This window comes from Pseudomonas sp. 8BK, assembly GCF_902506475.1.
Lineage (GTDB): Bacteria > Pseudomonadota > Gammaproteobacteria > Pseudomonadales > Pseudomonadaceae > Aquipseudomonas > Aquipseudomonas anguilliseptica.
Map to the genome: position 1 here is coordinate 4,057,728 of NZ_LR733252.1, position 24,863 is coordinate 4,082,590.

Annotated in this window: 21 protein-coding genes and 2 pseudogenes; 13 read left to right on the forward strand and 10 right to left on the reverse strand. The window is 59.3% G+C overall.

Annotated features, from left to right (window positions below):
* Positions 1-41 precede the first annotated feature (41 nt).
* Positions 42-3,983, reverse strand: coding sequence for a trifunctional transcriptional regulator/proline dehydrogenase/L-glutamate gamma-semialdehyde dehydrogenase (gene putA, locus ACIN8IBEIGE_RS18960; RefSeq protein ID WP_160016008.1), 3,942 nt, complete (start codon positions 3,981-3,983; stop codon positions 42-44).
* Between the two features lie 553 nt (positions 3,984-4,536).
* Between putA and ACIN8IBEIGE_RS18965 the strand changes: the two genes are divergently transcribed.
* The 6 genes from ACIN8IBEIGE_RS18965 (at position 4,537) to ACIN8IBEIGE_RS18990 (ending at position 8,012) form a co-directional block, all read left to right on the forward strand.
* Positions 4,537-4,824, forward strand: coding sequence for a hypothetical protein (locus tag ACIN8IBEIGE_RS18965; protein WP_090376384.1), 288 nt, complete (start codon positions 4,537-4,539; stop codon positions 4,822-4,824).
* A 296-nt stretch (positions 4,825-5,120) separates the two neighbouring features.
* Positions 5,121-5,915 (forward strand): outer membrane protein OmpK, encoded by a 795-nt coding sequence (locus ACIN8IBEIGE_RS18970; protein ID WP_160016009.1) that lies wholly within the window; start codon positions 5,121-5,123, stop codon positions 5,913-5,915.
* A gap of 151 nt (positions 5,916-6,066) precedes the next feature.
* On the forward strand, positions 6,067-6,561 hold the full coding sequence (locus tag ACIN8IBEIGE_RS18975) for an LEA type 2 family protein (protein ID WP_160016010.1): 495 nt from the start codon (positions 6,067-6,069) through the stop codon (positions 6,559-6,561).
* Positions 6,562-6,611: 50 nt separating this feature from the next.
* On the forward strand, positions 6,612-6,953 hold the full coding sequence (locus tag ACIN8IBEIGE_RS18980; RefSeq protein WP_090376389.1) for a zinc ribbon domain-containing protein YjdM: 342 nt from the start codon (positions 6,612-6,614) through the stop codon (positions 6,951-6,953).
* 107 nt (positions 6,954-7,060) lie between these two features.
* The gene (locus tag ACIN8IBEIGE_RS18985; RefSeq protein ID WP_160016011.1) at positions 7,061-7,783 is read left to right on the forward strand and encodes an ABC transporter substrate-binding protein; all 723 of its coding nucleotides are present in this window, start codon (positions 7,061-7,063) and stop codon (positions 7,781-7,783) included.
* Between the two features lie 34 nt (positions 7,784-7,817).
* A complete protein-coding gene (locus tag ACIN8IBEIGE_RS18990; protein ID WP_160016012.1) occupies positions 7,818-8,012 on the forward strand; it encodes a hypothetical protein in 195 nt (64 codons plus the stop codon).
* A gap of 18 nt (positions 8,013-8,030) precedes the next feature.
* On the opposite strand, the gene ACIN8IBEIGE_RS18995 is transcribed toward ACIN8IBEIGE_RS18990, so the two are convergent.
* Positions 8,031-8,741 (reverse strand): hypothetical protein, encoded by a 711-nt coding sequence (locus ACIN8IBEIGE_RS18995; RefSeq protein WP_160016013.1) that lies wholly within the window; start codon positions 8,739-8,741, stop codon positions 8,031-8,033.
* Between the two features lie 317 nt (positions 8,742-9,058).
* Here ACIN8IBEIGE_RS18995 and ACIN8IBEIGE_RS19000 point away from each other — a divergent pair, with 317 nt between their 5' ends.
* From ACIN8IBEIGE_RS19000 to ACIN8IBEIGE_RS19010, 3 genes and pseudogenes are all read left to right on the forward strand, one after another.
* Complete coding sequence (locus tag ACIN8IBEIGE_RS19000; RefSeq protein WP_160016014.1) at positions 9,059-9,784, forward strand: endonuclease; 726 nt, start codon at positions 9,059-9,061, stop codon at positions 9,782-9,784.
* Positions 9,785-9,856: 72 nt separating this feature from the next.
* Positions 9,857-10,438, forward strand: a complete 582-nt coding sequence (locus tag ACIN8IBEIGE_RS19005) for a DUF1415 domain-containing protein (RefSeq protein ID WP_160016015.1) — start codon at positions 9,857-9,859, stop codon at positions 10,436-10,438.
* A 324-nt stretch (positions 10,439-10,762) separates the two neighbouring features.
* Positions 10,763-11,953: pseudogene (locus ACIN8IBEIGE_RS19010) on the forward strand (FimV family protein); the annotation flags it as partial.
* Positions 11,954-12,011: 58 nt separating this feature from the next.
* Here ACIN8IBEIGE_RS19010 and ACIN8IBEIGE_RS19015 read toward each other — a convergent pair.
* Entirely contained in the window at positions 12,012-13,124 is a 1,113-nt protein-coding gene (locus ACIN8IBEIGE_RS19015) for a hypothetical protein (protein ID WP_160016017.1), read from the reverse strand.
* 341 nt (positions 13,125-13,465) lie between these two features.
* On the opposite strand from ACIN8IBEIGE_RS19015, the gene ACIN8IBEIGE_RS19020 reads away from it, so the two are divergent.
* Positions 13,466-13,822 (forward strand): hypothetical protein, encoded by a 357-nt coding sequence (locus ACIN8IBEIGE_RS19020; protein ID WP_160016018.1) that lies wholly within the window; start codon positions 13,466-13,468, stop codon positions 13,820-13,822.
* Between the two features lie 106 nt (positions 13,823-13,928).
* Here ACIN8IBEIGE_RS19020 and ACIN8IBEIGE_RS19025 read toward each other — a convergent pair whose 3' ends face one another.
* From ACIN8IBEIGE_RS19025 to ACIN8IBEIGE_RS21300, 5 genes and pseudogenes are all read right to left on the reverse strand, one after another.
* The gene (locus tag ACIN8IBEIGE_RS19025; protein WP_160016019.1) at positions 13,929-14,588 is read right to left on the reverse strand and encodes a M35 family metallo-endopeptidase; all 660 of its coding nucleotides are present in this window, start codon (positions 14,586-14,588) and stop codon (positions 13,929-13,931) included.
* 104 nt (positions 14,589-14,692) lie between these two features.
* Entirely contained in the window at positions 14,693-15,406 is a 714-nt protein-coding gene (locus tag ACIN8IBEIGE_RS19030; protein WP_160016020.1) for a DUF4349 domain-containing protein, read from the reverse strand.
* Positions 15,407-15,593: 187 nt separating this feature from the next.
* On the reverse strand, positions 15,594-16,367 hold the full coding sequence (locus ACIN8IBEIGE_RS19035; protein WP_160016021.1) for an outer membrane protein: 774 nt from the start codon (positions 16,365-16,367) through the stop codon (positions 15,594-15,596).
* 188 nt (positions 16,368-16,555) lie between these two features.
* Positions 16,556-17,401: a methyl-accepting chemotaxis protein gene (locus ACIN8IBEIGE_RS21295; protein WP_372240027.1), complete on the reverse strand. Its 846-nt coding sequence runs from the start codon at positions 17,399-17,401 to the stop codon at positions 16,556-16,558.
* Positions 17,402-17,416: 15 nt separating this feature from the next.
* Positions 17,417-18,523 (reverse strand): annotated as a pseudogene (locus ACIN8IBEIGE_RS21300) (cache domain-containing protein); the annotation flags it as partial.
* 246 nt (positions 18,524-18,769) lie between these two features.
* Between ACIN8IBEIGE_RS21300 and ACIN8IBEIGE_RS19045 the strand changes: the two are divergent.
* The 3 genes from ACIN8IBEIGE_RS19045 to ACIN8IBEIGE_RS19055 all read left to right on the forward strand — a co-directional run bounded on the left by ACIN8IBEIGE_RS19045 (position 18,770) and on the right by ACIN8IBEIGE_RS19055 (position 22,067).
* Positions 18,770-19,354 (forward strand): lipoprotein, encoded by a 585-nt coding sequence (locus ACIN8IBEIGE_RS19045; RefSeq protein WP_160016023.1) that lies wholly within the window; start codon positions 18,770-18,772, stop codon positions 19,352-19,354.
* A 310-nt stretch (positions 19,355-19,664) separates the two neighbouring features.
* Positions 19,665-20,447 (forward strand): ABC transporter substrate-binding protein, encoded by a 783-nt coding sequence (locus tag ACIN8IBEIGE_RS19050; protein ID WP_160016024.1) that lies wholly within the window; start codon positions 19,665-19,667, stop codon positions 20,445-20,447.
* A gap of 537 nt (positions 20,448-20,984) precedes the next feature.
* A complete protein-coding gene (locus tag ACIN8IBEIGE_RS19055; protein WP_160016025.1) occupies positions 20,985-22,067 on the forward strand; it encodes a type I restriction endonuclease in 1,083 nt (360 codons plus the stop codon).
* A 96-nt stretch (positions 22,068-22,163) separates the two neighbouring features.
* Here the strand turns inward: ACIN8IBEIGE_RS19055 and ACIN8IBEIGE_RS19060 are convergent, their stop codons facing one another.
* Both ACIN8IBEIGE_RS19060 and ACIN8IBEIGE_RS19065 read right to left on the reverse strand, forming a co-directional pair.
* The gene (locus ACIN8IBEIGE_RS19060) at positions 22,164-22,934 is read right to left on the reverse strand and encodes a gamma-glutamyl-gamma-aminobutyrate hydrolase family protein (protein ID WP_160016026.1); all 771 of its coding nucleotides are present in this window, start codon (positions 22,932-22,934) and stop codon (positions 22,164-22,166) included.
* Positions 22,935-23,330: 396 nt separating this feature from the next.
* Positions 23,331-24,827: a CoA-acylating methylmalonate-semialdehyde dehydrogenase gene (locus tag ACIN8IBEIGE_RS19065; RefSeq protein WP_160016027.1), complete on the reverse strand. Its 1,497-nt coding sequence runs from the start codon at positions 24,825-24,827 to the stop codon at positions 23,331-23,333.
* Positions 24,828-24,863 lie beyond the last annotated feature (36 nt).

Consider the following 24,863-nt stretch of genomic DNA (forward strand, 5'->3'; position numbering starts at 1 on the left):
CGGCCGGCGAACCGGTCAGGGTGGGATGCTCGTAGAACCTGTCAGCCGATGGTCATCAGGCTGGCGTTACCGCCCGCTGCGGCGGTGTTGATGCTCAGGGCGTGTTCGATCAGCAGACGCTCCAACGGGATATCCGTCTCACCTTTGTGCAGACCATGCACACCAATGATTGCACCTGGGCGCTGAGCCGCCAGTTGGCAGACTTCGCGCAGCTGATCGGAGTCACCGTGATGCAGGATGGCGTCGAACACCGTGTCGCTCTCGCTCCACTGGCTAAGCACGGTGATGCGTTGCTGCACGGCCTTGGGCAGCGCAGCAAACAGCTCGCGGGTCAGCTCGCTTTCCTGCCACAGCACCTGGCAACCCACGGCCAAGGCCGCTGCCAGCTGCACCAGCAGGTCGCTGCGCTCATCCGCCAGGCACAGCACATGCTCACGCGGCAGCAGGCTGTAGCTGTTGCGCTCACCGGTTGGGCCGTTGAGCATCTGCACGGTGCCGCTCTGCGCCAGCTCAACATACTGCGCGCTCAGGGCACTCAGGCTCGGCTCATGCTTGGCCGCCCAGTCCTGCAGGGCCTGAATCACCTTGGCCTGTTCGGCAGGACGCTGGATTTCGCCACTTTCCTGCTGCAGCTGCTTGGCCACGGCATCCTGCGGACGCGTCGCCAGCAGGCGGTACATATACAGCGGGCCACCGGCTTTCGGGCCGGTGCCGGACAGGCCTTCGCCGCCGAACGGCTGCACGCCGACCACAGCGCCGACCATATTGCGGTTTACATACAGGTTGCCGACCTTGGCGGTGTTGACCACCTGGGCGATGGTTTCGTCGATGCGCGTGTGCACGCCGAGAGTCAGACCATAGCCGCTGTCGTTGATCTGCTGCAGCAACTTGCCCAGCTCAGCACGCGGGTAGCGCACCACGTGCAGCACCGGACCGAAAATCTCACGCTGCAGCTCGTCGAAGCTGTCCAGTTCGATCAGCGTCGGCAGCACAAAAGTGCCGCGTTTGATGTCGTCACCCACGGCGCGGGCAGTCTGGAATACCTTGCGACCCTTCTCGCGCATCTTCTCGATGTGCTGGTCGATATTGCCCTTGGCTTCCGCGTCGATCACCGGGCCGATGTCGGTGCTCAAACGCTCCGGGTTGCCCAGGCTGTATTCGGCCATGGCACCCTTGAGCATGTTGATCACCCGATCCGCCACGTCCTCCTGCACACACAGTACGCGTAGGGCCGAGCACCGCTGGCCGGCGCTGTCGAAGGCCGAAGCGACCACGTCGACCACCACCTGCTCGGTGAGCGCCGAGGAGTCGACGATCATGCTGTTGAGGCCGCCGGTTTCGGCGATCAGCGGAATGGTGCGGCCCTGGGCATCCAGGCGCCCGGCGAGGTTGCGCTGGATGATCCCGGCCACTTCAGTGGAGCCGGTAAACATCACGCCACGCACTCGCTCATTGCCGATCAGGCCGGCGCCGACGGTTTCACCACGGCCCGGTAGCAGCTGCACGGCGCCACTCGGCACACCGGCCTCAAGCAGGATGCGCACGGCTTGCGCAGCGATCAGCGGAGTCTGCTCAGCCGGCTTGGCCAACACGGTGTTACCGGCAGCCAGCGCGGCGGCAACCTGACCACTGAAGATTGCCAGCGGGAAGTTCCACGGGCTGATGCACACCACCGGGCCCAGCGGGCGATGGCTGTCATTGCTGAAATGATTGCGCGCCTGAGCCGCGTAGTAGCGCAGGAAGTCCACTGCCTCACGCACTTCGGCAATGGCGTTGGCGAAGGTCTTGCCGGACTCACGCACCAGCAGGCCCATCAACTGCTGCATTTCTGCTTCCATCTGATCGGCGGCGCGGTCGAGCACGGCGGCGCGCTCGGCCGGCAGGGTCGACTGCCAGATCTGCCCGCTGGACACCGCACAAAGCACGGCGTAGCGCACATCCTGCTCGCTGGCCTCATGCACATGGCCAACGATGTCGCGGTGATCCGCCGGGTTGCGTACCGGCTGCGCTTCGCTCAGCTCAGGGGTGTCGCAGCCGAGCAGCGGCATGGCCTTGTAAGCGCTGTTGGTGCTGCTCAGCAGCGCCGAAGACAGCGAACCCAGGCGGTGTTCGTTGGCCAGGTCGATGCCTTCGGAGTTGACCCGTGCCTCGCCATACAGGGCGCGCGGCAGAGCGATACGTGGGTGCGGCAGACCGAGGCCGCCTTCCTGGGTGGCCATCTGCTCGATCTGCTGCACGGGGTCGAGCACCAGGTCCTTGATCGAGATGCTGTGGTCGGCGATGCGGTTGACGAACGAGGTGTTCGCGCCGTTTTCCAGCAGACGACGCACCAGGTAAGCCAGCAGGGTTTCATGGCTGCCCACCGGTGCGTAGATGCGGCACGGACGGTTCAGCTTGCCATCGGCGACCTTGCCCACCACCTGCTCGTAAAGCGGCTCACCCATGCCGTGCAGGCACTGGAACTCGTACTGACCGGGGTAGTAGTTCTGCCCAGCCAACTGGTAAATGGCCGACAACGAGTGGGCGTTGTGCGTGGCGAACTGCGGGTAGATCGCCTCCGGCACGGCCAGCAGCTTGCGCGCACAGGCGATGTAGGAAATATCGGTGTACGGCTTGCGGGTGTAGACCGGGTAGCCTTCCAGGCCTTCGACCTGGGCGCGTTTGATCTCGCTGTCCCAGTAGGCGCCTTTTACCAGACGGATCATCAGACGGTGCCGGCTGCGCTTGGCCAGGTCGATGACGTAGTCGATCACATACGGGCAGCGCTTCTGGTAGGCCTGGATGACAAAGCCGATACCGTTCCAGCCGGTCAGGGCCGGGTCGAAGCACAGACGCTCGAGCAGATCGAGAGAGATTTCCAGACGGTCGGCTTCTTCGGCATCGATGTTCAGGCCGATGTCGTACTGCTTGGCCAGCTTGGTCAGGCTCAGCAGGATCGGGTACAGCTCGTCCATCACCCGCTCGTACTGGGCGCGGCTGTAGCGCGGATGCAGGGCGGAGAGCTTGATCGAAATACCCGGACCTTCGTAGATGCCACGCCCGTGCGAGGCCTTGCCGATGGCGTGGATGGCCTGCTCGTAGGACGCCAGGTAGCGCTTGGCGTCTTCATCGGTCAACGCGGCTTCACCGAGCATGTCGTAGGAATAACGGAAGCCTTTGCTTTCCATATTGGTGGCATTGGCCAGGGCTTCGGCGATGGTTTCGCCGGTGACGAACTGCTCGCCCATCAGGCGCATGGACATGTCCACGCCCTTGCGGATCAGCGGCTCGCCGCCCTTGCCGATAATGCGGTTGAGCGAGGTCACCAGACCGGCTTCGTTGTGCGTGGCCACCAGTTTGCCGGTGATCAACAGGCCCCAGGAGGCGGCGTTGACGAACATCGACGGGCTGTTACCCAGGTGCTGGCTCCAGTTGCCGTTGCTGATCTTGTCGCGGATCAGTGCGTCACGGGTAGCCTTGTCCGGGATACGCAGCAGCGCTTCGGCCAGGCACATCAATGCCACACCTTCCTGCGACGACAGCGAGAATTCCTGCAGCAAACCCTGCACCAGGCCCTGACGGCCGCCAGCGTTCTTCTGGTTGCGCAGCTTCTCAGCAATGCCCATGGCCAGCTTGTTGCTCGCTTCGGCCATGTCCTTGGGCAGACGTGCCTGCTCCAGCAGCATTGGTACCGCTTCGGTTTCCGGACGGCGATAAGCACCAGTAATCGCCGCACGCAACACCGATTGCGGAAGGATGCTTTCGGCGAAGTCGAGGAACACCTGCAGGCCTTGCTCGGTCAGGTTTTCCACCACCTCTTCGCCCGCCACAGCGGCCAGGCCGGAGTGCTCGGCCGGGGTCAGGCCACCCTCAATCTGCTCCAGGTAATTGAAGATCGCCTGCTTGATCAGCCAGTGCGGCGTGCGGTCAATCGACTGCGCCGCCTGCTTGAGGCGATCACGGGTTGCATCATCGAGCTTTACGCCAAGGGTAGTGGTGGCCATTGGTTTGTCCTGTTATGAGCTGGAGCACGGCAACTAAGCGCCGGGAGCAATTTCTGACGTCGCCCGCAACGGCCCCGGAGGGGTGGCCGCCATGGGTCGCGGGGCACAAAAAATCTGGCGAGAGAGTAAACCTCAGAAGGCGCAAGGTGCAACTAGGTGCAACCAAACAAACCCAAGGCCATCTATGCCATCTAACAGCCCGTAATTCGGCTATTTCTTCACGCAAACCCAGTACTGGCAAGGTTCTAGCAAAAAACACCTGCCGCACCAGAAAAACGCCCGTTTTAAAAAACACAGAGCATCCGACGACAGGTACAACCCAAACGCACACAAGGTTGCACTACGGCTCTTATTCACGCCTTAACTGAGCAAAGCACAACAGGCCACTGTCCGCGCAGTGGCCGACGGAGTGCACAGACAATCAGCGCAACCGGGCACGGGGGGATAAACAGATAGAGCACAGAGCCCGACGGCAGGACTCAGGCGACGGAGCGGATAGCCGGGCGACACAATGTCGCGCTAAGCTCAAGACAGGATTCACAAGGAGATGACCATGACTGCCAAGGAAGCGCAATTGACCGAGTTGCTCAGCCTGTCCACGCGCACCCTCACCCACTTGACAGCCGCAATCACCGCCATGTCGTTTGAACTGCTCAACACCCAGGACAGCGCCGTAAACGCCACCGCGCACAAGATGATCGAGCGAATGCTTGCAATCAACAGTGAGCTGGACCAACAGTGGCAGTTGCTCGGTCAGCTGGCCGGCACACAGCCTGAACTCAGCAACTCGCTCGAGCAGGTGGTGCTGCAGAGCCTGGAACCGGTAGCTGATGAGCACTGACTTACGTCTGCTCAAACAACCACCGCGCAAGCCGATCAAACACCCCATCAGCACCACGCCGCGACAAAACTAGCAGGCGCACCAACTTAAAGCCGAAACTGTCCAACCGGTCAGTTATCAGTGCATACCGCGTATTTACATTCCCCTGGAAAGCACTAGAGTGCGCGCCCGCAGCGCTCTAGTGGTCGCGTCGTGGGCAAATGCAGGACTTGGCCTTGTTCTTGCTCAAGCTCCGACAGCCTGACCACTCAGACAGGTTTAAAACGATAATTCAGCACTTTGGGGAGCACCACTCGATGAACCGTACTCTTTCCTCTCTGGCCCTGGCGGGCGGGCTGCTGGCGGGCGGCCAGGCCGTCGCGGGTGACCTGCTGCACTGGCAGAACAACAGCCTGACCTATCTATATGGCCAGGATTACAAGATCGACCCGGAAATCCAGCAGACCGTGACCTTCGAGCACGCCAGTGGTTGGGCTATCGGCGACCTGTTCTTCTTCGTCGACACCATCAAGTACAACACCGACGCCACCAATGGCGCAGGCGACGGCCACACCTTCTACGGCGAGCTCTCACCACGCCTGTCGTTCGGCAAGCTGTTCAACAGCAAGCTGGAATTCGGCCCGATCAAGGACGTGCTGCTGGCCACCACCTACGAATTCGGTGAAGACGATGTCGAGTCCTACCTGATCGGCCCGGGGTTTGACCTGGCGATCCCCGGTTTCGACTACTTCTCGCTGAATTTCTACAACCGCACCACCGATGGCAAGCGCGACGGCGATAACGTCTGGCAGATCACCCCGGTGTGGAGCTACACCATCCCAGTGGGCAAATCCGATATCGTGATCGACGGTTTTATGGACTGGGTGGTGGACAACGACAAGAGCTACCACGCCAACCTGCACTTCAACCCACAGATCAAGTACGACCTGGGCAAGGCCATGAGCTGGGGCGAGAAGCAACTGTATGTCGGCATCGAATATGACTACTGGAAGGACAAGTACGGCATCGAAGACAGCGGTTTTGTCAGCGACAACTTCGTCGGTGCGACGGATCAGAACACCGCCAGCCTGCTGGTAAAAGCGCACTTCTGATATTCCGCTGAAAACCCGCCAGCGCCAGTGATTACAGGCTGGCGGGCATCTCCCGCAACACCCTTTCTCGCGCTAATTTGCCCAGCTGCGGCGTAATCGCCTCAGTATCAGGGTCTTCTACTCTGTGATTACTCAGCAGTGGAAACCCAGCATGCCCAACACCCTTCACCGCACACTTGCCCGCGCGCTGCTTGTCAGCCTGCTGCTCACCCTGGCTGCGTGCAGCACCCTGGCCCCACACGACCCATTGCGCATCGAACTGGTCGGTATCGAACCTCTGCCTGGCGAAGGCCTGGAAGCGCGCTTCGCGATCAAACTGCGGGTACAGAACCCCAATGACCGAGCCATCGATTTCAACGGCGTGGATCTGGAGTTGCAGGTTAACCAGCAGCCGCTGCTAAGTGGCGTCAGTGACCAACGTGGGCAAGTGCCACGTTATGGCGAAAGCATTCTGCGCATTCCCGTCAGCCTTTCTGCCTACGCTGCGCTGCGTCAGGCCTGGGGCATGGCCGGCTACCAGGACGGCCAGGGCCTGCCTTATGAACTACGCGGCAAACTGGCCAACGGTCTGTTCGGCACCTGGCGTTTCAATGACCGCGGCACGCTGAATTGGCCACAACTGCCAGCGCCCGGCGCAGCGCGATAAAACCCTATACAATATGCGGCCTTTTCCTATCGACCTATCAAGGACCCGCCGTGAGCACGTTGCCGCCCTGCCCCAAATGCAATTCCGAGTACACCTACGAAGACGGCGCCCAGCTGGTCTGCCCGGAGTGCGCCCACGAATGGTCGAGCACTGACGCGAGCGACGCGGCAGATGACGCCAAGGTGATCAAGGATTCGGTGGGCAACGTGCTGCAGGACGGCGACACTGTCACTGTGATCAAGGACCTGAAAGTCAAAGGCTCATCCCTGGTGGTCAAGGTCGGCACCAAGGTCAAGGGCATCCGCCTGTGCGACGGCGACCACGACATCGACTGCAAAATCGACGGCATTGGCGCGATGAAGCTGAAATCCGAGTTCGTGCGCAAAGTCTGAGTCAGCTTCTAACAAAAAAAGCCCCGGTCAGCTGCCGGGGCTTTTTTCATTAGCTAGCATCAATACAGAGCAAATCGCTCGTTCGAGGCGCCAGCCTGGAGGACCTTATGCGTACTGTAGCGCTGTGTCTGATGCTGCTACTGCCCTGGGCTGTACAGGCCGAACCGTGGAAGGTGGTCGGCGATGAGCAGTTTGCTCCCTACAGTTTTGTCACCATTGAGGACGACCAGCCACGTGGGCTGGATGTCGAACTGGTGGAGGCGGTGCTGCAGGAAGCCAAGATCCCCTACAGCCTGCGCCTGTACCCCTGGGAGCGGGTCAAGCGGATGATTGATCGCAGCGAAGTGGCCATGGCCTTTCAGTTCGCCGGCACCCCTGAGCGCATGCAACAGTACGAGTTGGTCGGGCCGATTCGTACCGGTTCCACGGTATTTATGACCTCACACAAAATCACCCTCAGCGACTGGATCGAACTCGATGACCTGTCGCCTTATACCATTGGCCAGGTGCGCGGCTACGCCTACCAATCGGAATTTGATAAGGCGGACCTGTCACGCGATACCAGCGCGCAGAACCCGCGCCAACTGGTCTCGATGCTGCTGGCCGGGCGCATCAGTGTGATAGTTGGCGACCGGGTGCAGTTGATGTACTTCGTGCGCGAGCAACGCGCCGAGCAAAGCGTGCGCATTCTGCCCAAACCATTGGTGGAAATGCCGCGCTACGTGGCCTTCGCCAAGGGTGATAGCGCCCGTGCCAAACAGTTCTCGGCAGCGCTAGAGCGTTTAAGACAGGCTGGCACCTTGGACAGCATTCACAAACGCTGGCACTAAGCCGCGTCTTGTATCTATTTGCCTAGGAGCCACCATGCACGTCGCCCTTGCGTTATTACTGCTCTCGACCACCCTAGCCCTGAGCGCCTGCGGCCTCGGTGAAACCGCCGCAACCGCCAGCCTGCAAGCTGAGCAGGCGACACAACTGCAAGAGCAGACCGAGCAGCTGAAACAGCAGATCGAAGCGGCCAATGCGCAGAGCAATAAACGCTTGGAAGAAAGCTACTGAGAAAGGACGAAGACGGCCTTACTGCACCGGCAGGAAGTTCATAAACAACAACCCCTGGGCATAACTCACGCCCATGCGCCGATAGCGCTCATCCAGCACATCGGTGAGCAGATCCAGACGCGCGACTATCTTGCCGAACTCCACGGCATAGCTGAGGTTATGCCCCTCGGCGGAAATCTCGTTGGACAATAGCCAGGGCTTGCCGCCGGCATCCGTACGCTGGGCGAGCATCCAGCTGGCCTTCTCGAAATTACGCGCGGCGTTATTGATAAACTGCGGGTCCAGCGTGTCGCTCAGGTAGTACTCGGTGCGCCCGCCATGGGCAGTGATCAGCATGCTCGCCAGCGAATAGATAAACGCGCCCACGCGATCGCCCTGGTACTCGGCGCTCAGGGCATAACTCAGCGCCGCAACATCGGTACGCCCGCCCAGTTGCGGCAACGGTTGGTCCAACTCGATGGCACGGTGTACCGCGCGCTTGGCGGATTCCACATCAGCCAGGCCGGTTTTCCGCCATTCACGCGGGTTGCGCAGGTACAACTTGTCCATCAGGCGGTAGAGGCTGTTGAGGTTGTTACGCATGCCCAGGGTAGCCATACGGTCGGCATGGCTCTGGAAGAACTCGGTGGGCTTGATCGGGCTGCGGTTACTGACGATGGTCTGATGATCCTGCCGGGTTGAGCAGCCACTGACCGCCAACAACAGCAAAATCAGCAGCGGCAGGCGCATTGCCACAGCATTGCTGCCCGACCAGACGGGCCCAGTTCTTAGCCATTGCCAACGCTGCACAGTACTCATCAGGGGAGGTCGTCCGCTGCGGTGTGATGGGGTAACGCTAGCAACAAAATCCAGATTGGCCAGTTTTCCTCCCCGAATACATGACTTTCAGCACAATCAAGCACCTAGCTGCATAAGCTCAGGTGGACTGCCAACAGACCGCCTGAGACGCAAAAGATTTCCAACCACTTATCAGTACATCGTCAAAAGGCCCGTCGCAGAGCGCTTTAAGCGGTATGATCCGCAGCTTTTTGGCTGCCGAGTGCCCCATGCTGCGTCTGTTTGTCCTGCTTTGCCTGTTAGTTACCCTGCCCGCCTTCGCTGACGCCCCGAAAACCTTCAACGCCGCGAAAAAAATTGCCTGGCGGCTATATGCCGAACGCCCCAGCACCTTCTATTGCCAATGCGCCTATAACGGAAACCGGGTCGACCTCAACAACTGTGGCTACAGCCCGCGCAAACAGCTGCGCCGTGCCCAGCGCCTGGAATGGGAACATGTAGTGCCAGCCTGGGTGATCGGCCATCAGCGTCAGTGCTGGCAGAACGGTGGACGCAAGAACTGCACCCGCACAGACGCCACGTTCAAGGCCGCCGAAGCCGACCTGCACAACCTGGTGCCGAGCATCGGCGAGGTAAACGGCGACCGCTCCAACTACGCCCTCGGCATGCTCAGCGACAAACCCACGCAGTACGGAAGCTGCCCGATGGTGGTCAACTTCAAGGCGAAAACCGCCATGCCGCCGGCCCATACGCGCGGGGCAGCAGCGCGCATCTATCTGTATATGGCCGAGCGTTACCAACTGCGACTGTCCAAACTCGACCGCCGCACCTACGAAGCCTGGAGCCGCCAATACCCGATCAGCGAGTGGGAGCGCTGGCGCAATCAGCAGGTCGGCTGCGTGATGGGCCACGGCAACCCCTATGTCGGTGCCATCGACCCCAGCCGTTGCAGCCCGCTACGCCGCGCCGGCAACCCGCAACGCAACAGCGGTTAAGCCTCAACCCCAAGAGCCTGCACGCAGTTATTGACGCTAAACTTCACCCCACGCCAGCCCGAGTATTGCCCTATGTCCAGCACCGCCACCCCAAGCGCCGCCCACGCCATTGCCGAAACACGCGCCTGGGTTGATCGCGCCGTGATCGGCTTAAACCTCTGCCCGTTCGCCAAGGCCGTGCAGGTCAAAGGGCAAGTACGCTATAAGGTGTGCGCCAGCGCCGAGCCGGAAGAACTGCTCGCCATGCTGATTGATGAACTGCATCACCTGGCCAACTGCGAGCCCAGCGAAACCGACACCACCCTGTTGATTCACCCCACCGCGCTCAACGACTTTCTCGACTTCAACGACTTTCTCGCGGTGGTCGACGACACCCTCGACGACCTCGGCTATAGCGGGACTCTGCAAGTGGCCAGCTTCCACCCGCAGTTCCAGTTTGCCGACACCGGCGTCAATGATCTCAGCAACGCCACCAACCGCTCGCCCTACCCGACCCTGCATATCCTCCGCGAAGCCAGCATCGATCGCGCCGTGGCCGCCTTCCCCGACCCGGAGGCAATCTTCGAAGCCAATATCCAGACCCTGGAAGACCTCGGCGCCGAAGGCTGGGCCGCCCTGCAGGCGCAATGCCGCAAAGACGCGCAAACCAGCTAAGCCACAAGCCTAGGGCTGCCAGAACACCTGACGGCACGACAGCGTATCTATCCAGCTCAGTACCCACGCCCATGCAAATGAGCGTGCGGATGCTGCATACCCGACGAATGGACGCTATTGAGCGCAGTTCCAAGCAAGAACCTTGAGAGATTTGCAAGCTGATCAACACAATTAATCGGCGCGACTCAATAAAATCCCACGTCTTTCGCAGCTGCCAATACTGGTTGAGTTGATTGCCGAGTGCGCTCACCTCGGCAGGCCGGTGGCAACAACGCTCACGACCCTCTTGCGGGTCAAGACACAGATAAAACAAGGGATAACGCTATGGCTCGGGTTCGTAAACTGGTGCTGGCAATCGCAGCGGCTTCGGCGCTGTCATCCGGCATGGCGCACGCGCTAGGGCTGGGCGAAGTAACGCTGCAGTCAGAACTTAATCAGCCACTGGTAGCTGAGATCGAGCTACTGGAAAGCCGTGGCCTGGATGCCAATGAAGTGATCCCGACCCTGGCGTCCCCAGAAGCATTTAACAAGGCCGGGATTGATCGTCAGTTCTACCTGACCGACCTGAAATTCACCCCGCTGCTCAAAGCCAATGGCAAGAGCGTTATCCGGGTGACCTCGAATAAGCCGATGCGCGAGCCTTACCTGAACTTCCTGGTACAGGTGCTCTGGCCGAACGGCCGCTTGCAGCGCGAATACACCCTGCTGCTGGACCCGCCGCTCTACACTGCACAAAGCGTTATCCCTGCCGCAGTACAACAGCCGGTAACCGTAGCCTCTTCTCCTGCACGGGTACAACCGCCTGCAGCACGTCCGGCGGTTACTGCAACTCAGCAAGCCCCCCTCGGCGCTGCTGCCACAGCGCAGGCAGGCAATGAGTACAAGACCACCGCCAACGACAACCTCTGGGACATTGCCAACCGTGTGCGGGGTGACGGTAGCGTGCACCAGGCCATGCTGGCGATCCAGGAGCTGAATCCGCAGGCTTTTATCGATAACAACATCAACCGCATGAAAAGTGGTCAGGTGCTGCGCCTACCCGATGCACAACAAATCAACAGCCGCACGCAAAGCGCCGCCATTGCTCAGGTTAACCAGCAGACTGCGGCCTGGCGCGAAGCGCGCAGTGTTGCTGCTAGCGCCCGCCAGCTGGATGCCAGCAAGCGCAATACCGCAGCCGCTACGCCAGCCACCCTTGAACGCCGCGATAACCTGAAACTGGTTGCCGAAGGCAGCGACAAGGCGGGCACCGGCAGTGACAAAGGCAGCGCAGGCAACAAGGCCCTGCTTGATCAGTTGGCGGTAACCCAGGAGAGCCTCGATTCGACCAATCGTGAAAACGCTGAGCTGAAAAGCCGTATTGCCGACCTGCAAAGTCAACTCGACAAACTGCAGCGCCTGATCCAATTGAAAAACGATCAGATGGCCCAGCTACAGGCTCATCTGGCCGCGCAGAACCAGGTGCCAGCGGTAACGCCTGGCATGCCAGAAGCTACAGCCGGCACTGCAACACCGACTATTCCTTAAGCCCAGAGCGATCAAAGCCCACATCTGTGGGCTTTGATCGCAGCACTTAGCTACTCGCAGGAGTGCACTTGGCCTGCGCTGCGGCGGGAGTCAGGTTGCGCACCGAGGTGTAGAACAACTCGCAGGTTTGTAGCTTGTCAGTGACCTGCCACTTCTCGCTGCAGGCGCTCAGCACCGGGCTCGCATCCTGATTGGGTTGTTCGCCCATACGCGCCTGCCAGCAGGCGGCACTGAGGTCCTGCCCCATGACTTTTAGCCCCGCTGCATCGGCTTTCTGCTGATCACCGTCATAGTTTTCCGGGTCAGCCGCATACCAGATGTAGCTGGGGTGGTTGGCGCCGAGCACGGCCACTTGCTGCCCAGCGGCTGGGCTGATTTGCGCCAGACCGAGGACATCGATGGAAACCCCGTACTGCTGATTAACCCAGCTGCGTACCGGGCTGCCGAAAGCCACCATCGGCAGCGCCTGACCGCCCTCACCGGCAGTCAACTGCATAACCATCTGCGTCTGGTAGGCGTTGAAATAGCTGTAGACCCCCTCAAGCGCGCTACCGGCGTTGGCGGGTGCGGCAATCGGGGCAATGTCGATGATGGTCTGGAAGGCTGGCGTCTGCGCCGCACTGATGCCGTTCTCGGTCAGCAGGTCAGCCCAACGATTTGTGGTGCTCGACTCCAGATAATTCTGCGCCTGGGTCAGCGAGTAATCCGGCGGAAAGTGCAGCAGCTCAACGCTCTTGCGGTTATCCAGCGCCATGCCCAGCGGCAGGAACAACGACCAGTTGTATTGCCACTTGCCGTCCTTATTGAGCAATTTGGCGCCACTGTAGGCCAGCTCTCCGGTCTTCAGCAGCTGCTCGAGGGGTTTACCGTAGCCCTCGGGCACCTCGGTGAACTTGGCGTAGAGCTCTTGCTGCTCGCGGTGCACGGTGACCTTGGCGGTGGCGTAACCATCACGCTGCAAGCTCTGGCGCAGGTAGTGCTCGGCGGTCTGCTCCAACGTCCAATCGCGATAGCAGATCACATTGCAGTTGTTGGGATAGGCGAACAAACGGGTCACGCGCTCGGTACTGCCAAGCTTGACCGTGACATCAGCGGCCTGAGCATGACAGGCCAACAGCCCGGCGGCTGCGACAAGCAGAAATCCTTTGCGGCTCAACATAAGCGACTCCTTTATTGAGGGAAAATCCTCTTCGCTCAGCCTCCAGACCTATGCCTGAAGGACAGAAGCAAAGGCGACGGATTGCAGTGCTCTTTACTCCGCCAGCCTGCCGATACTGCCAAATATTTCTTGCTGCCACACAACCGAACTGCCTTCTGATCAAAACGGCCCCTCCAGCCAGGCATAAACGGACAATATGGTGCTGGCCGTTCTGCACTGCGTTCAGTCAGCCCACGCGCCCTGTTTTACACAGGCTTTACATTGCGCCCTGCAATGCCGGGCAACACCCAGTGTCGAAAACTACAAGCCGGGAAAGACCGGTTTGCAGAGGAGTTTCGATCATGCTGTCGCGTATCCCCCTTATCACCGGCCTGGTGGCCAGTCTGGCGCTGTTTGCCCAGGCCCCGGCACAGGCCTCCAACCGTGACGCAGCGATTGCCGGAGCCGTGGTGGGCGCGGTGATTGGCGGCGTTATCGTCAGCCAAAGCCGCCCCGTGCAGGTCTACACTCCGCCACCGCGCGAGTACTACCCGCCGCCACCGGCCTATTACCCACCACGCCGGGTGTACTACGAGCGCCAGCCGGTCTACTACCAGCCGGCCCCGGTGTATTACGTGCAGGAGCGGCCGCGCCACAAACGCTGGCATGGGCACAAACACCGTCGGCACGACGGCCATGGTCACGGTTATCGCTGGTAAACAAAAAAGCCCCGCAATTGCGGGGCTTTTCTATCAGCATCAGCCAGCTAGAGCACAGAACTGGCACCCTGCGCTGCAGCTCATCCACAGCGCAGGGAGGCGGCACTCAATCGTAAAGCTGCTCGACAAAGAACTCGTAATTGTCGGCGTTGTCGACAGCACGCCCCGGGGTATTGGTAGCAAGGTTTGCCGCGTTGGCTGGGCCATAACCACCAGGAATATCCTCGGTATTACCAATCGAGTGGGTCATCTCGTGCAGTACGCTACCGGCCTGGGTATCGAACCCGACGTTGGTAGGCAGCGCAAAGAAGGCATTGCAGAACCACACATCAAAATCACCTCGCACGCGCGCATTAGTGGCTGCGACATACCCAGGGTTATTGCAAGGCACAGCCGGATTGACCCGGCAATAGGCGGTCAGCGTACTGCCTGAGTTGAGTTTGAAACGCACACCATCCAGCACACTGCGTACTCGCTGATAGCGGCCCTGTTCAAAGGTACCGAACCAGGTGAGATAGGGGCTCGGCCCGTTATTGCGCAGCGCCTGCTCGTTGTTGTTCACCAGGTTGTAGGCATCATTTGACCAGGTCGTGGCGCGCGCCACCGCATTGGCAACCGCAAGGCGATCAGGCGCGTTAGCGCATGAGCCGTCGTAAACGATATTTACCGCCATAGCCGGCTGCGCCAGCGCCAACAGCAACGCCAGCCCGCCCAGCAGGCGTGAACAAGACAACGGTGTAGCAAATGAAACAGGAGTGATATCCATGATCGGCTTCCTTGTGCAGGTTAGGGGCAGCCATCGCATTGGCGGATGGCAACCCCTTGTAAAACCCCGCACGCAATGCAATCAGCAGGAAGCCTTTCCGCAGGCTATTCGCGGATGATGAACAGCTTAGTGACAAACCACTCGGCGCCCTTGTACAGATAGCCAAGCGGCCCGTAGATAGTGGCGGGTTTTGCCGGCACCTGCTGACGCAGCTCAACGCTCAGGGTGGACATCTGGATCTGATCCTTGAGGATGCGCATGCGTGCATCCATCGAATCGATTTCCGACTGCACGCGGTTGAGTTCACTTTCGATCTGCAGGATGTCTTTCACATCTCGGGCCTTGGCGAGCAGTTCCTTGAGGCGATCACGCAGTGCCCGGTTATTGCTCAAGCGTGTTTCGACATCCACGTACTGCTCGGTGACATCCTCACCTTTGACATGTCGCCGCAGCACCTGACCGCTCTGCTCGACACTGCCCAACGCCGTCTCGAAGGCATCCTTGGGCACACGGAACACCAGACTCTGGCTGTCATAGCCGTAATCACTGGTTTCCTCGACATACCCACCCAACGCCAACATGCGCTCGGTGAGCTGAGCCTTGGCCTTGTCGAGTTCGACAACCTCCAGGGTAAAGCTGGCAGTCCACACCAACAGCCGCCCAGCCGCCTTGCCCTGCAACTGCGTACCCGGCACTGATGCTTCAGCGGAAGCAGCCGTCCCACCCGGATAATCACCACCCCGCGAAGAGCATCCCAGCACGCAACCCAACAGCACGCAGAGCACCCAGAACTTCCATTGACGCAGATATCGCTTCATCCGTAAGGCCCTCTCTGGCCAGCGCAGTAAACAAGCCGGCGATCATACGGAGCGGATGGAACAACGTCATGCGTGACAGGTGCGCCCTGTTAACTCGCCCAGCTATTGGCGATAGGGTTGTGCGCGGTCAGGGCAGGAAGCAGATGGAACAAGAGAAGGCCCGCCAGATCAGCGGGCCAGATATAGCTTAGAAGCGGTACGCCAAGCCCAGCGTCAGGGTCTGGGTCTTGAAGTCCACCTTATCCCTGATATTGCTGCTCAGACCGGGGTTGCCTGGGTTGGTGACATCGTACGAGGTATCCACCGAACCGTAATCGGCATACAGGTACTCACCCCGCAGGGATAGATGTTCGCTCAGCGCATATTCACCACCAGCCCCCACAACCCAGCCGGTCTTGGTCTCTTCACTGGAGCCTTGGCCGCGAGCATCGTCGAGAAATGTATCGCTGAACTGAGAACCCAGCTTGAGCCGGGTCACCGCAAGGCCCGCGGTCAGATAAGCCAACCACTTATCCTGAGCCAACCCCAAACGGGCGCGCAGGGTGCCTTGCCAGTCGGCTTCGACAGACTGCTCAAGGGTAAAGCTGTCTGCTGGGGCGCTCAGGTATTGCACTGTCTCGCGCCGAGACTCATCGAAGCTCAGGCTGTTGAGGCTGGCCTCCACGCCCCAGTACAGATTGCCCTGCTGTACCCCATAGCCACCGAACAAGCCACCCGAGGCATGCCATTGCGCGACGCTGCCATCGCCCGCATCGCGTACTTGCTGTGGGTCGGTAGTGGTGAAGTAATCGCTAGGGCCGCCAACAGAAGCGCGCGTCGAAGTCTCGCCCTTACCTTCAGCAGCGCCCAGGCTTCCGCCGAGATAAGCACCGGACCAGTCACGGGAAGAGTCGGCATAAGCCAGAGCGGGAAGCAGGTTGGCGGCGCTCAGCAGGCTGAGGGCGAGGTATGAGTGGCGCAATGCAGCTCTCCTTGGACGGGGTGGCAATAGCCGGCTGGCCTGGCGATTATTGATGATGACATGGCGCATTGCCAGCACCCCAAGCCCGCCACTCGTTGAAATGTGGGCTGCGAAAATTGCGCGGCCCACGTGCACAGCATCACGCTGTAGCGGTTTACTACGGATGAACCGACGCAACGCAACCAGCCTTACTCCGTACGGAAACGCACCACCAGTTGCTTCAGCTCACTGCTCAGGCCGCTTTGTTCCTGGGCATAGCTTTCCACCTCGGCGGCCTGCACGGATATCTGCGTTACTGCGTCGTTGATGGCGACGATGTTCTGGTTGATTTCCTCGGTCACCAGATGCTGTTCCTCGGTCGCGGTGGCAATCTGCATGGTCATGTCGCGGATCATCTGCACCTTGCCTTCAATGCTTTCGAAAGCGGCCATCACCTCCTCGGACAAGACGATGGCCTTGCCCGATTCGACCAGGCTCTGGTCCATGCTCACTGTCACTTCCTTGATGCGGTTGACCAGCAGATTGAGGATGCTGTTGATCTGCTCGGTAGAGTCCTGAGTGCGTTTGGCCAGGTTGCGTACCTCATCGGCCACCACCGCAAACCCGCGCCCCTGCTCGCCCGCGCGGGCGGCTTCGATGGCGGCGTTCAAGGCCAGCAGGTTGGTCTGTTCGGCGATCTGCTGAATGGTCGAGAGGATGTTGTTGATATTGACCGTTTCCTTCTCCAGCTCCTGAATCACCTTGCTGGAGTTCTGGATGCTGGCGCCAAGATTGTTGACCCCGGACGTGCTGCGGCCAATCACCTCTTTACCATTGCGCGTGGCCACCAGGCCCTGCTCCGACACCTCGGCGGTCTGCACGCAGGTCTTGGCCACCTCATTGGCCGCCGACGACATCTCGGTCACGGCAGTGACGATCTGCTCTACCGAACTCAACTGGCGCTGCAGCGTGGCCGACATCGCCGTGGTGCGCTTGTTGGTATCGCTGGAAACCCCATCCATGCTGATGGCGTTCTCCTTGATCACCTTGATCATGCCCTGGATCGACTCGATAAACTGATTGAACCACTTGGCCAGCTCGCCGGTTTCATCGCTGCTGAGCAGGTCCAGCCGACGGGTTAAGTCGCCCTCACCCTGGGCAATGGTGCGCAGCCCGTCTTTCACCAGATTGATCGGGTTGACGATCCGGTTGGCGATCACCACCCCAGCCGCGCCAAACAGCAGCACCAGCACGATGCACACCACCAGGGTGATCCAGGTCAGCTCACGGGCACTCGCGTAGATCTCATCGGCCTGCTTGAAGCCAACAAACTTCCAGCCCAGCTCCGGCGAGGTGTAGACGTTGGCCATATACGCCACCCCGTCGATCTCCACCTCCACCAGGCCGTTCTCGGTTTTGCCGATAACCGCGAAATGCTCGCCGGGCAGCTCGCTGACCTTCTTGAAGTTGTTGTCCGGCTTAAGGCCATCCACCAGCAAGGTGCCACTGCCCTCGGCCAGCATGAGAAAGCCGGTTTCGCCGAAGCGCACCTTCTGCGCCATATCGGTGAGCGCCTTGAGCGACACATCCACCGCCACCACCCCGGCAAACTGCCCGGCGTTGTCCTTGAAGCCCTTGAGCACCGAGACATACACCGCGTCATCCGGCTCCCAGTAATAACCGTCGCGGCGGCCCAGGGTGAAATTGGCGTCGCGACCAATCGGGTACCACTCGCGCGTGCGCGGGTCCCAATCACCGTAATCGCCGGTGCCCGGCCACTCCACGTAGCCGCCCTTGGTATCGCTCATGTACACGTAACCGAAGGTGGGATTGTTCTTACCGATGCTGGAGAAGTAATCGAAAATCTGCTTCTCGCGCCCCCCATTGGCAGTGGCCACCTCGCCCGGCTTGCGCGCCTCACCGAAGTAGGTGGTCAGCTCACCGTTATCGGCATCCTTCACTGCGGGATATTCCGCCAGGGCGGAAACGGTGTAGCCCACCGAATCAAAGAAGGTGGCGAAGCTGTTGTTCACCAGCTTCATATCCAGGCTGCTGGAAACCTGAAAGTTCTCTTTGGCCTGCTGCGTGACATTGCGAATCGTCAGCAGTGCCACCACCAGAACCGGAATCAGGGTTGCCACCAGAAAGCTCAGCAACAGTTTGGATTTGATACGCATGGGACATCGCCTTCTAGCTGGCCAGTAATACGCTCTATCGGCGCTTGTTGAGGATAGTTAAGGCTGATGGCCGCGCCAGCGTGGCACTCAGTAGCTGAAGGCCACCGTCATAAAAAGCGCCCCAACAGCATCAATGCCAATTTGCCATCACCGAACATTGTCATTAGCCTGTGCGCCGCCCAGGGACGGGCGATAGCAGATGGTCGTTCCTTGCGCACTAACCCGTTGTATCGACAAGGATTCGCCATGAAAAAGATTGCCTACCTGCTGGCCCTGACCCTGCTCGCCACCCTGACCGGTTGCACCATCAAACACCCGATTGCCGAGGATTACCCCGCCTACCTGAGCAACAACACCGGGGACAGCCAGCTGCCCAGCGCCAACGGCCCTGCCGCCTACGCCCTGAGCCCGGCCACCAGCAGCCACCATTACGAATTCCGCTCCGCCGTCGTGGGCCATGCCAACCTGTGGATCGTCAACTTCGGCCAGATGCTCGACAACACCCTGCAATCGGCGGACGTACAACAAGCCTTCGGCCGCCTCGAAGCGCGCCAGAGTGCTGATCTGCCGCTGCTGAGCTTCGAGCTGCAGGAATACCGCTTCGCCGACTTCCGCGCCTACATCACCCTGAAGGTGAACGTCAGCGCGGACGAGCAGCAGCTGTTCTCCAAAACCTACAAGGTCGAGGGCAAAAGCCAGGGCGGCAAAATGTTCTGGGGCGGCTCCTTCGCCATGAAAAACGCCATCCAGCAATCCACCAAACTGGCCCTGGACGACATCCTGCGCGAGTTTATTCAGGACTATAACCAGCTCAATCTGGCCCAGAAGTAAGCCAGTCGCTCGGGCAACGACCGCAGTGGTGGATGGATACAGCGTCATCCACCCTACTCGCTGGTTGTTTACACGAGTTGCAAACGCCCCCATATAACGACACTGGGCGGACACCCCTTCAGCGCATCCACAGCGTGCCTGACATCCGACTAGGTGTTCACCACGCCGGCGCTCAACTGCCCCCCCACAGCCGGACACCAAAAACCCCGCGTCAAGCGGATGACCATCCGTCTCACCAGCGTCCAACCAAGTAAGGCAACCTATACTCACTGTACTCGGCAGAGTCCTCTGCACACTGGCGGAACACACCATGAGCATACGGCGATATGCACTGGCAGCACTGATATCCATATTGGCCGCACAGGCCCATGCAGAACGCATCCTGATTGCCGCCGAAGATGACTGGGCACCCTACTCCGCCAAGCGTGCCGACAGTCCAGAGCCAGATGGCTTTACCCCAACACTGGTGCGCGAGATTTTTGCCCGACGCGACATTGAAGTGGCGTTTGTGACCGTACCTTTCTCGCGTTGCCTGCATTACGCCGAGACCGGGTACACCGTAGCCTGCTTCAACGTCACCATCACCGAAGCCAACCGCAACAAGTTCTACTGGCACCCCACCCCGATGTTTCACGAAGGCCTGGCCATTTTTGCCCTGCGTGGCCGCTTTCAACCCGAGTTAAACAGCAAAGACCTAGAGAACCACACTGTCGGTATTACCAACGGCTACACCTACCCAACCGATTTCATGCTGAACCCAAAGATTGAACGCGCTGTAGCGCAATCCGATACCAACCTGATGAACATGCTGATCAAGGGCCGGGTGGACTTCATCGTCATGAATACCTTGCCTGGGCAGCTACGAATTCTCGATGAGAAATTCGGCGCCCAAATCGAACGCGTCGGCATGATCTCCCTCGATGGCTTCTGGCTGAGCTTTTCCAAAAACCATCCCGACGGCGAACGCCTATCGAAAATATTTGAAGAAGAACTAAACAGACTCATCGTCAGCGGGCGCGTGGCGGAACTGGAACTGAACATGAAAGCGCGACTAGGCTTTCGCGTCCCGCAAGACGCTCAAGTAGGGCACTAACCCAGAGATGGCTACCACGCAGAAGCGTGGGAGCTATGTGGAACACCAATCTCACAGACGACGCCAAACGCCCCATCAGAAGGCCGAGTGGAATCGTTGCGCAAGGGGTTAAGCGGCATGGATGCCGCGAGAGCCGCGATGGGCCAGGGATGGTCCTTCGCGGCGTGCCCCTGAAGCACTGATGGAACGAGGAAACGGAGCGAAGCGCAGTAACAGCCGAAGGCTGGCCCGCAGGGTGAGCGCAGCGAATCAAGTCGAGCGCAGCGAATCAAGTCGAGCGCAGCGAGACCCGGATGCAAGGGGCAAGACCTTTTGCTTACTTTTGGCAGGGCCGGCCATCCGGGCGTTTGCCAAAAGGAGCCGCCGTAAGGGCGGATCCGTTAGACCGGGCAACGCAAAAGCGGCTAGACACTGGTATCGCAACGGCAGAACCCAATGAATGATGATCTCGGATGGCCATTATTGAAGTGGGTCGCTACGCTCAACCCATCCATCGGGTCAAAAGAAAAATAACGCATCAAGAGCAAGGAGCTAAACATGGAGTTCTTCGAGAAATTAAACAGCCTTTCAGCAAAGATCCGCCAACAAGCAAGTGCAATCAAAACTGAAGAAGCAACGAAAAACGCCTTTGTCATGCCCTTTATAAATACTGTTCTCGGCTATGACGTATTTGACCCAAGAGAAGTAACTCCAGAATTCGTCTGTGACATTGGCACGAAGAAGGGCGAGAAAATTGACTACGCAATCTTAAAAGATGGCGATGTTCAGATACTGATCGAATGCAAGAAAATTGGTGAGCCGCTCAACATCAACCATGCATCGCAACTATTTCGCTACTTCCATGTAACAAATGCTCGGATATCCATCCTAACCAATGGTCAAGTCTATAAATTCTTCACTGACCTTGACGCTCCAAACAAAATGGATGAAAAACCCTTCCTTGAGCTCGACTTGTTAGATATAGATGAGCATGCAGTACCAGAGCTTATAAAACTCACAAAGTCGGCCTTCGACGTTGAGTCAATAGTCAACGCAGCTGGCGAACTAAAATATGTTAGCCAGATAAAAAAACAAATCGCCCTTCAGTTCACCAAGCCAGACGACGATTTCGTTAAATTCTTTGCATCCCGAGTTTACGAAGGGATGATCACGCAGAAAGTGCGCGAACAATTTGCAGAGTTGACCCGCAAGGCAGTCGCTCAATTCTTGAACGACCAAATCAACGACCGTCTGAAATCCGCAATGAGCGGAGCCATTCAACCCAGTTACGCGACCACGGCTTCGTCACCAGCAGATCCTGCGAATGAGCAAATTGACGACGCTACAGAAGACAAGGTTCTGACCACCTTAGAAGAGCTTGAGGGCTATCACATAGTCAAAGCTATTGTGCGTTCCGTTGTTGACTCCAAACGCATTATTCAACGCGACACTCAAAGTTACTTTGGAATATTGCTAGACGATAACAATCGAAAACCGATATGCCGCTTACACTTCAACCGCACGCAAAAATATATCGGTATTTTCGACCAAGAAAAGAACGAAACGCGCCACCCTATCAGCTCACTCGACGAAATCTATGATTTTGCTGATCAACTGAAAACAACCATAAGCTTCTACTAACAGCATGTTGCATGGGGTACGCACAGCAATACCCATCAACTCTCAGAACAAAAGGCCCATCAATCGATGGGCCTTTTGTTTAAATCGCCACTTGGCTCAGACCAGCGCAGCCTTGCTGCGACGCTCAAGCTTCTTCACCTGATGCTCCCTCGCCGCCTGATGAAACGCCCCCAACAGCGCGTTGTAATCCGCCTTCTCCCAATAGCGATACTCAGGATGCCACTGCACCCCAACAGCAAACGCCTTGGCGCCAATCACACTAACCGCCTCGATCTGCCCATCCTCGGCCACGGCTTCAACCTGCAAGCCCTCGCCCAGGCGATCAACACCCTGACCATGCAATGAGTTGACCTTGACCTGCCGCTCACCGAACAGCGAATGCAGCACGCCGCCCTCGGTCAGGGCGACGTTGTGCATCGGGCCGTAGGCCACGTCGTCCGGTACGTCCTTCACCTCACGGTGATCAAGGCGCCCTTCCACCTCATGCACTTCACGGTGCAGGGTGCCGCCAAACAGCACGTTCATTTCCTGCATGCCGCGGCAGATGCCGAGGAACGGAATGCCACGATCAATACAGGCACGCATCAGGCGCAGCACGGTTTCATCACGAGGTTTGTCGGCCAGGCCAAGGCCGGGATGGTCGTCGCCGTAGAAGCTGGGGTGCACGTTGGAGAGTGAGCCACCGAACATGATGCCGCTGACGCTATCCAGCACCGTATCCATGTCCAGATCATCGCCAAAGGCCGGGATCATCAGCGGGAAGGCACCGAAGCCGGTGACGGCGTGGATGTACTTCTCGCCGACCAGGTGAAACCAGCCGATATCACGGCTGGTCAGCTGCCAACGGCACAGGGGAAGGCCAATCATGGGTTTGCTCATAGGGAGTCCTCTTCATTAGTCATTGAAGTGGGCTGCCCTTGGGAGAGCGGGCTTACGGGCCAGGAAACCCTGAACCCGCTCACCCAAGGGGTGCCGTAACCTGCGGTCACTGCACCAACGCCGCGCCCGCGCGGCTGGTTTGTTGCGTAAAGCGATGGCTATGTATCCATTACGTGCTGCATACAATCGGTAGGTTGGTGTTGAGCGCAGCGAAGCCCAACAGGCATTGGTATCGCTCGCTGGGCTTCGTCACTACGTTCCTCAACCCAACCTACGTCTGATCGCCTGTTAATCGCGGCCAAGACGGAACGCCGTCCGACCGCTCCTATAGGTCGTCATCCACATCCAAAAAGGGGACTGATCCTGCGATCAGCCCCCTGTTACTTAGCCATTGCTCGGGAAGGCGAACTGCGCTGCCTCATGCGAGGCGCGCTGCGGCCAGCGCTGGGTGATGGCCTTCTTGCGGGTGTAGAAGCGCACACCGTCCGGGCCGTAGGCGTGCAGGTCGCCGAACAGCGAGCGCTTCCAGCCGCCGAAGCTGTGGTAGGCCACCGGCACCGGCAGCGGTACGTTGACGCCGACCATGCCGACTTCGATCTCGTCGCAGAACAGGCGCGCGGCTTCACCATCACGGGTAAAGATGCAGGTGCCGTTGCCGTATTCGTGGTCGTTGATCAGCTGCATGGCTTGTTCCAGGCTGCCGACGCGGACGATGCACAGCACGGGGCCAAAGATTTCGTCGGTATAGATGGTCATCTCAGGTGTGACTCTGTCAAAAAGCGTGCCGCCGACGAAATAACCATTCTCATGGCCGGCCACCACCAGATCGCGACCGTCGACCACCAGGCTAGCGCCTTGGGCCACACCGGCGTCGATATAGCCTTTGACCTTGTCACGCGCCGCGCCGGTAACCAGCGGGCCCATGTCCAGGCCGCAGGAGGTGCCAGCACCGATTTTCAGCGCCTTGATTTGCGGCACGATCTTCTCGACCAGGGCATCGGCGATCTGGTCGCCTACGCACACGGCCACGGAGATGGCCATGCAGCGCTCGCCGCAGGAACCGTAAGCCGCGCCCATCAGTGCGCTGACGGCGTTGTCCAGGTCGGCATCAGGCATCAGCACGGCGTGGTTCTTGGCGCCGCCCAGGGCCTGGACGCGCTTACCGCGCTTGGTGCCTTCGCTGTAGATGTACTCAGCGATAGGCGTCGAGCCGACAAAGCTCAGGGCTTTGACTTCCGGCGCTTCGATCAGCGCATCCACGGCTTCCTTGTCACCGTGCACCACGTTGAGCACGCCTTTCGGCAGACCGGCCTCTTGCAGCAGCTGGGCGATATACAGGGTGGAGCTTGGGTCACGCTCGGACGGCTTCAAGATAAAGCAGTTGCCGCAGACGATGGCCAACGGGTACATCCACAGCGGCACCATGGCCGGGAAGTTGAACGGGGTGATGCCGGCCACAACGCCGATGGGCTGCATATCACTCCAGGCGTCGATGTTCGGGCCGACGTTGCGGCTGTACTCGCCCTTGAGGATTTCCGGGGCGGCGCAGGCGAATTCGACGTTCTCGATACCGCGCTTGAGTTCACCGGCGGCGTCTTCCAGGGTCTTGCCGTGCTCTTCGCTGATCAGCTTGGAGATGGTCGCTTCGTGCTGCTCCAGCAGTTGCTTGAAGCGAAACATCACCTGGGCGCGTTTGGCCGGCGGGGTGTTGCGCCAGGCCGGGAAGGCGCTCTTGGCCGAGTCGATGGCCAGTTGCATGGTGGCGCGGTCGGCCAGGGCGACCTGCTTAGTGGCTTCGCCGGTGGACGGATTGAATACGGCAGCCGAGCGGCCGGTGCCGGCAGTCAGTTCGCCGTGGATCAGGTGGTTAACGAGGGTCATGGCAGTTCCTTAATAACGGATCTTGTTTTAGCAGGC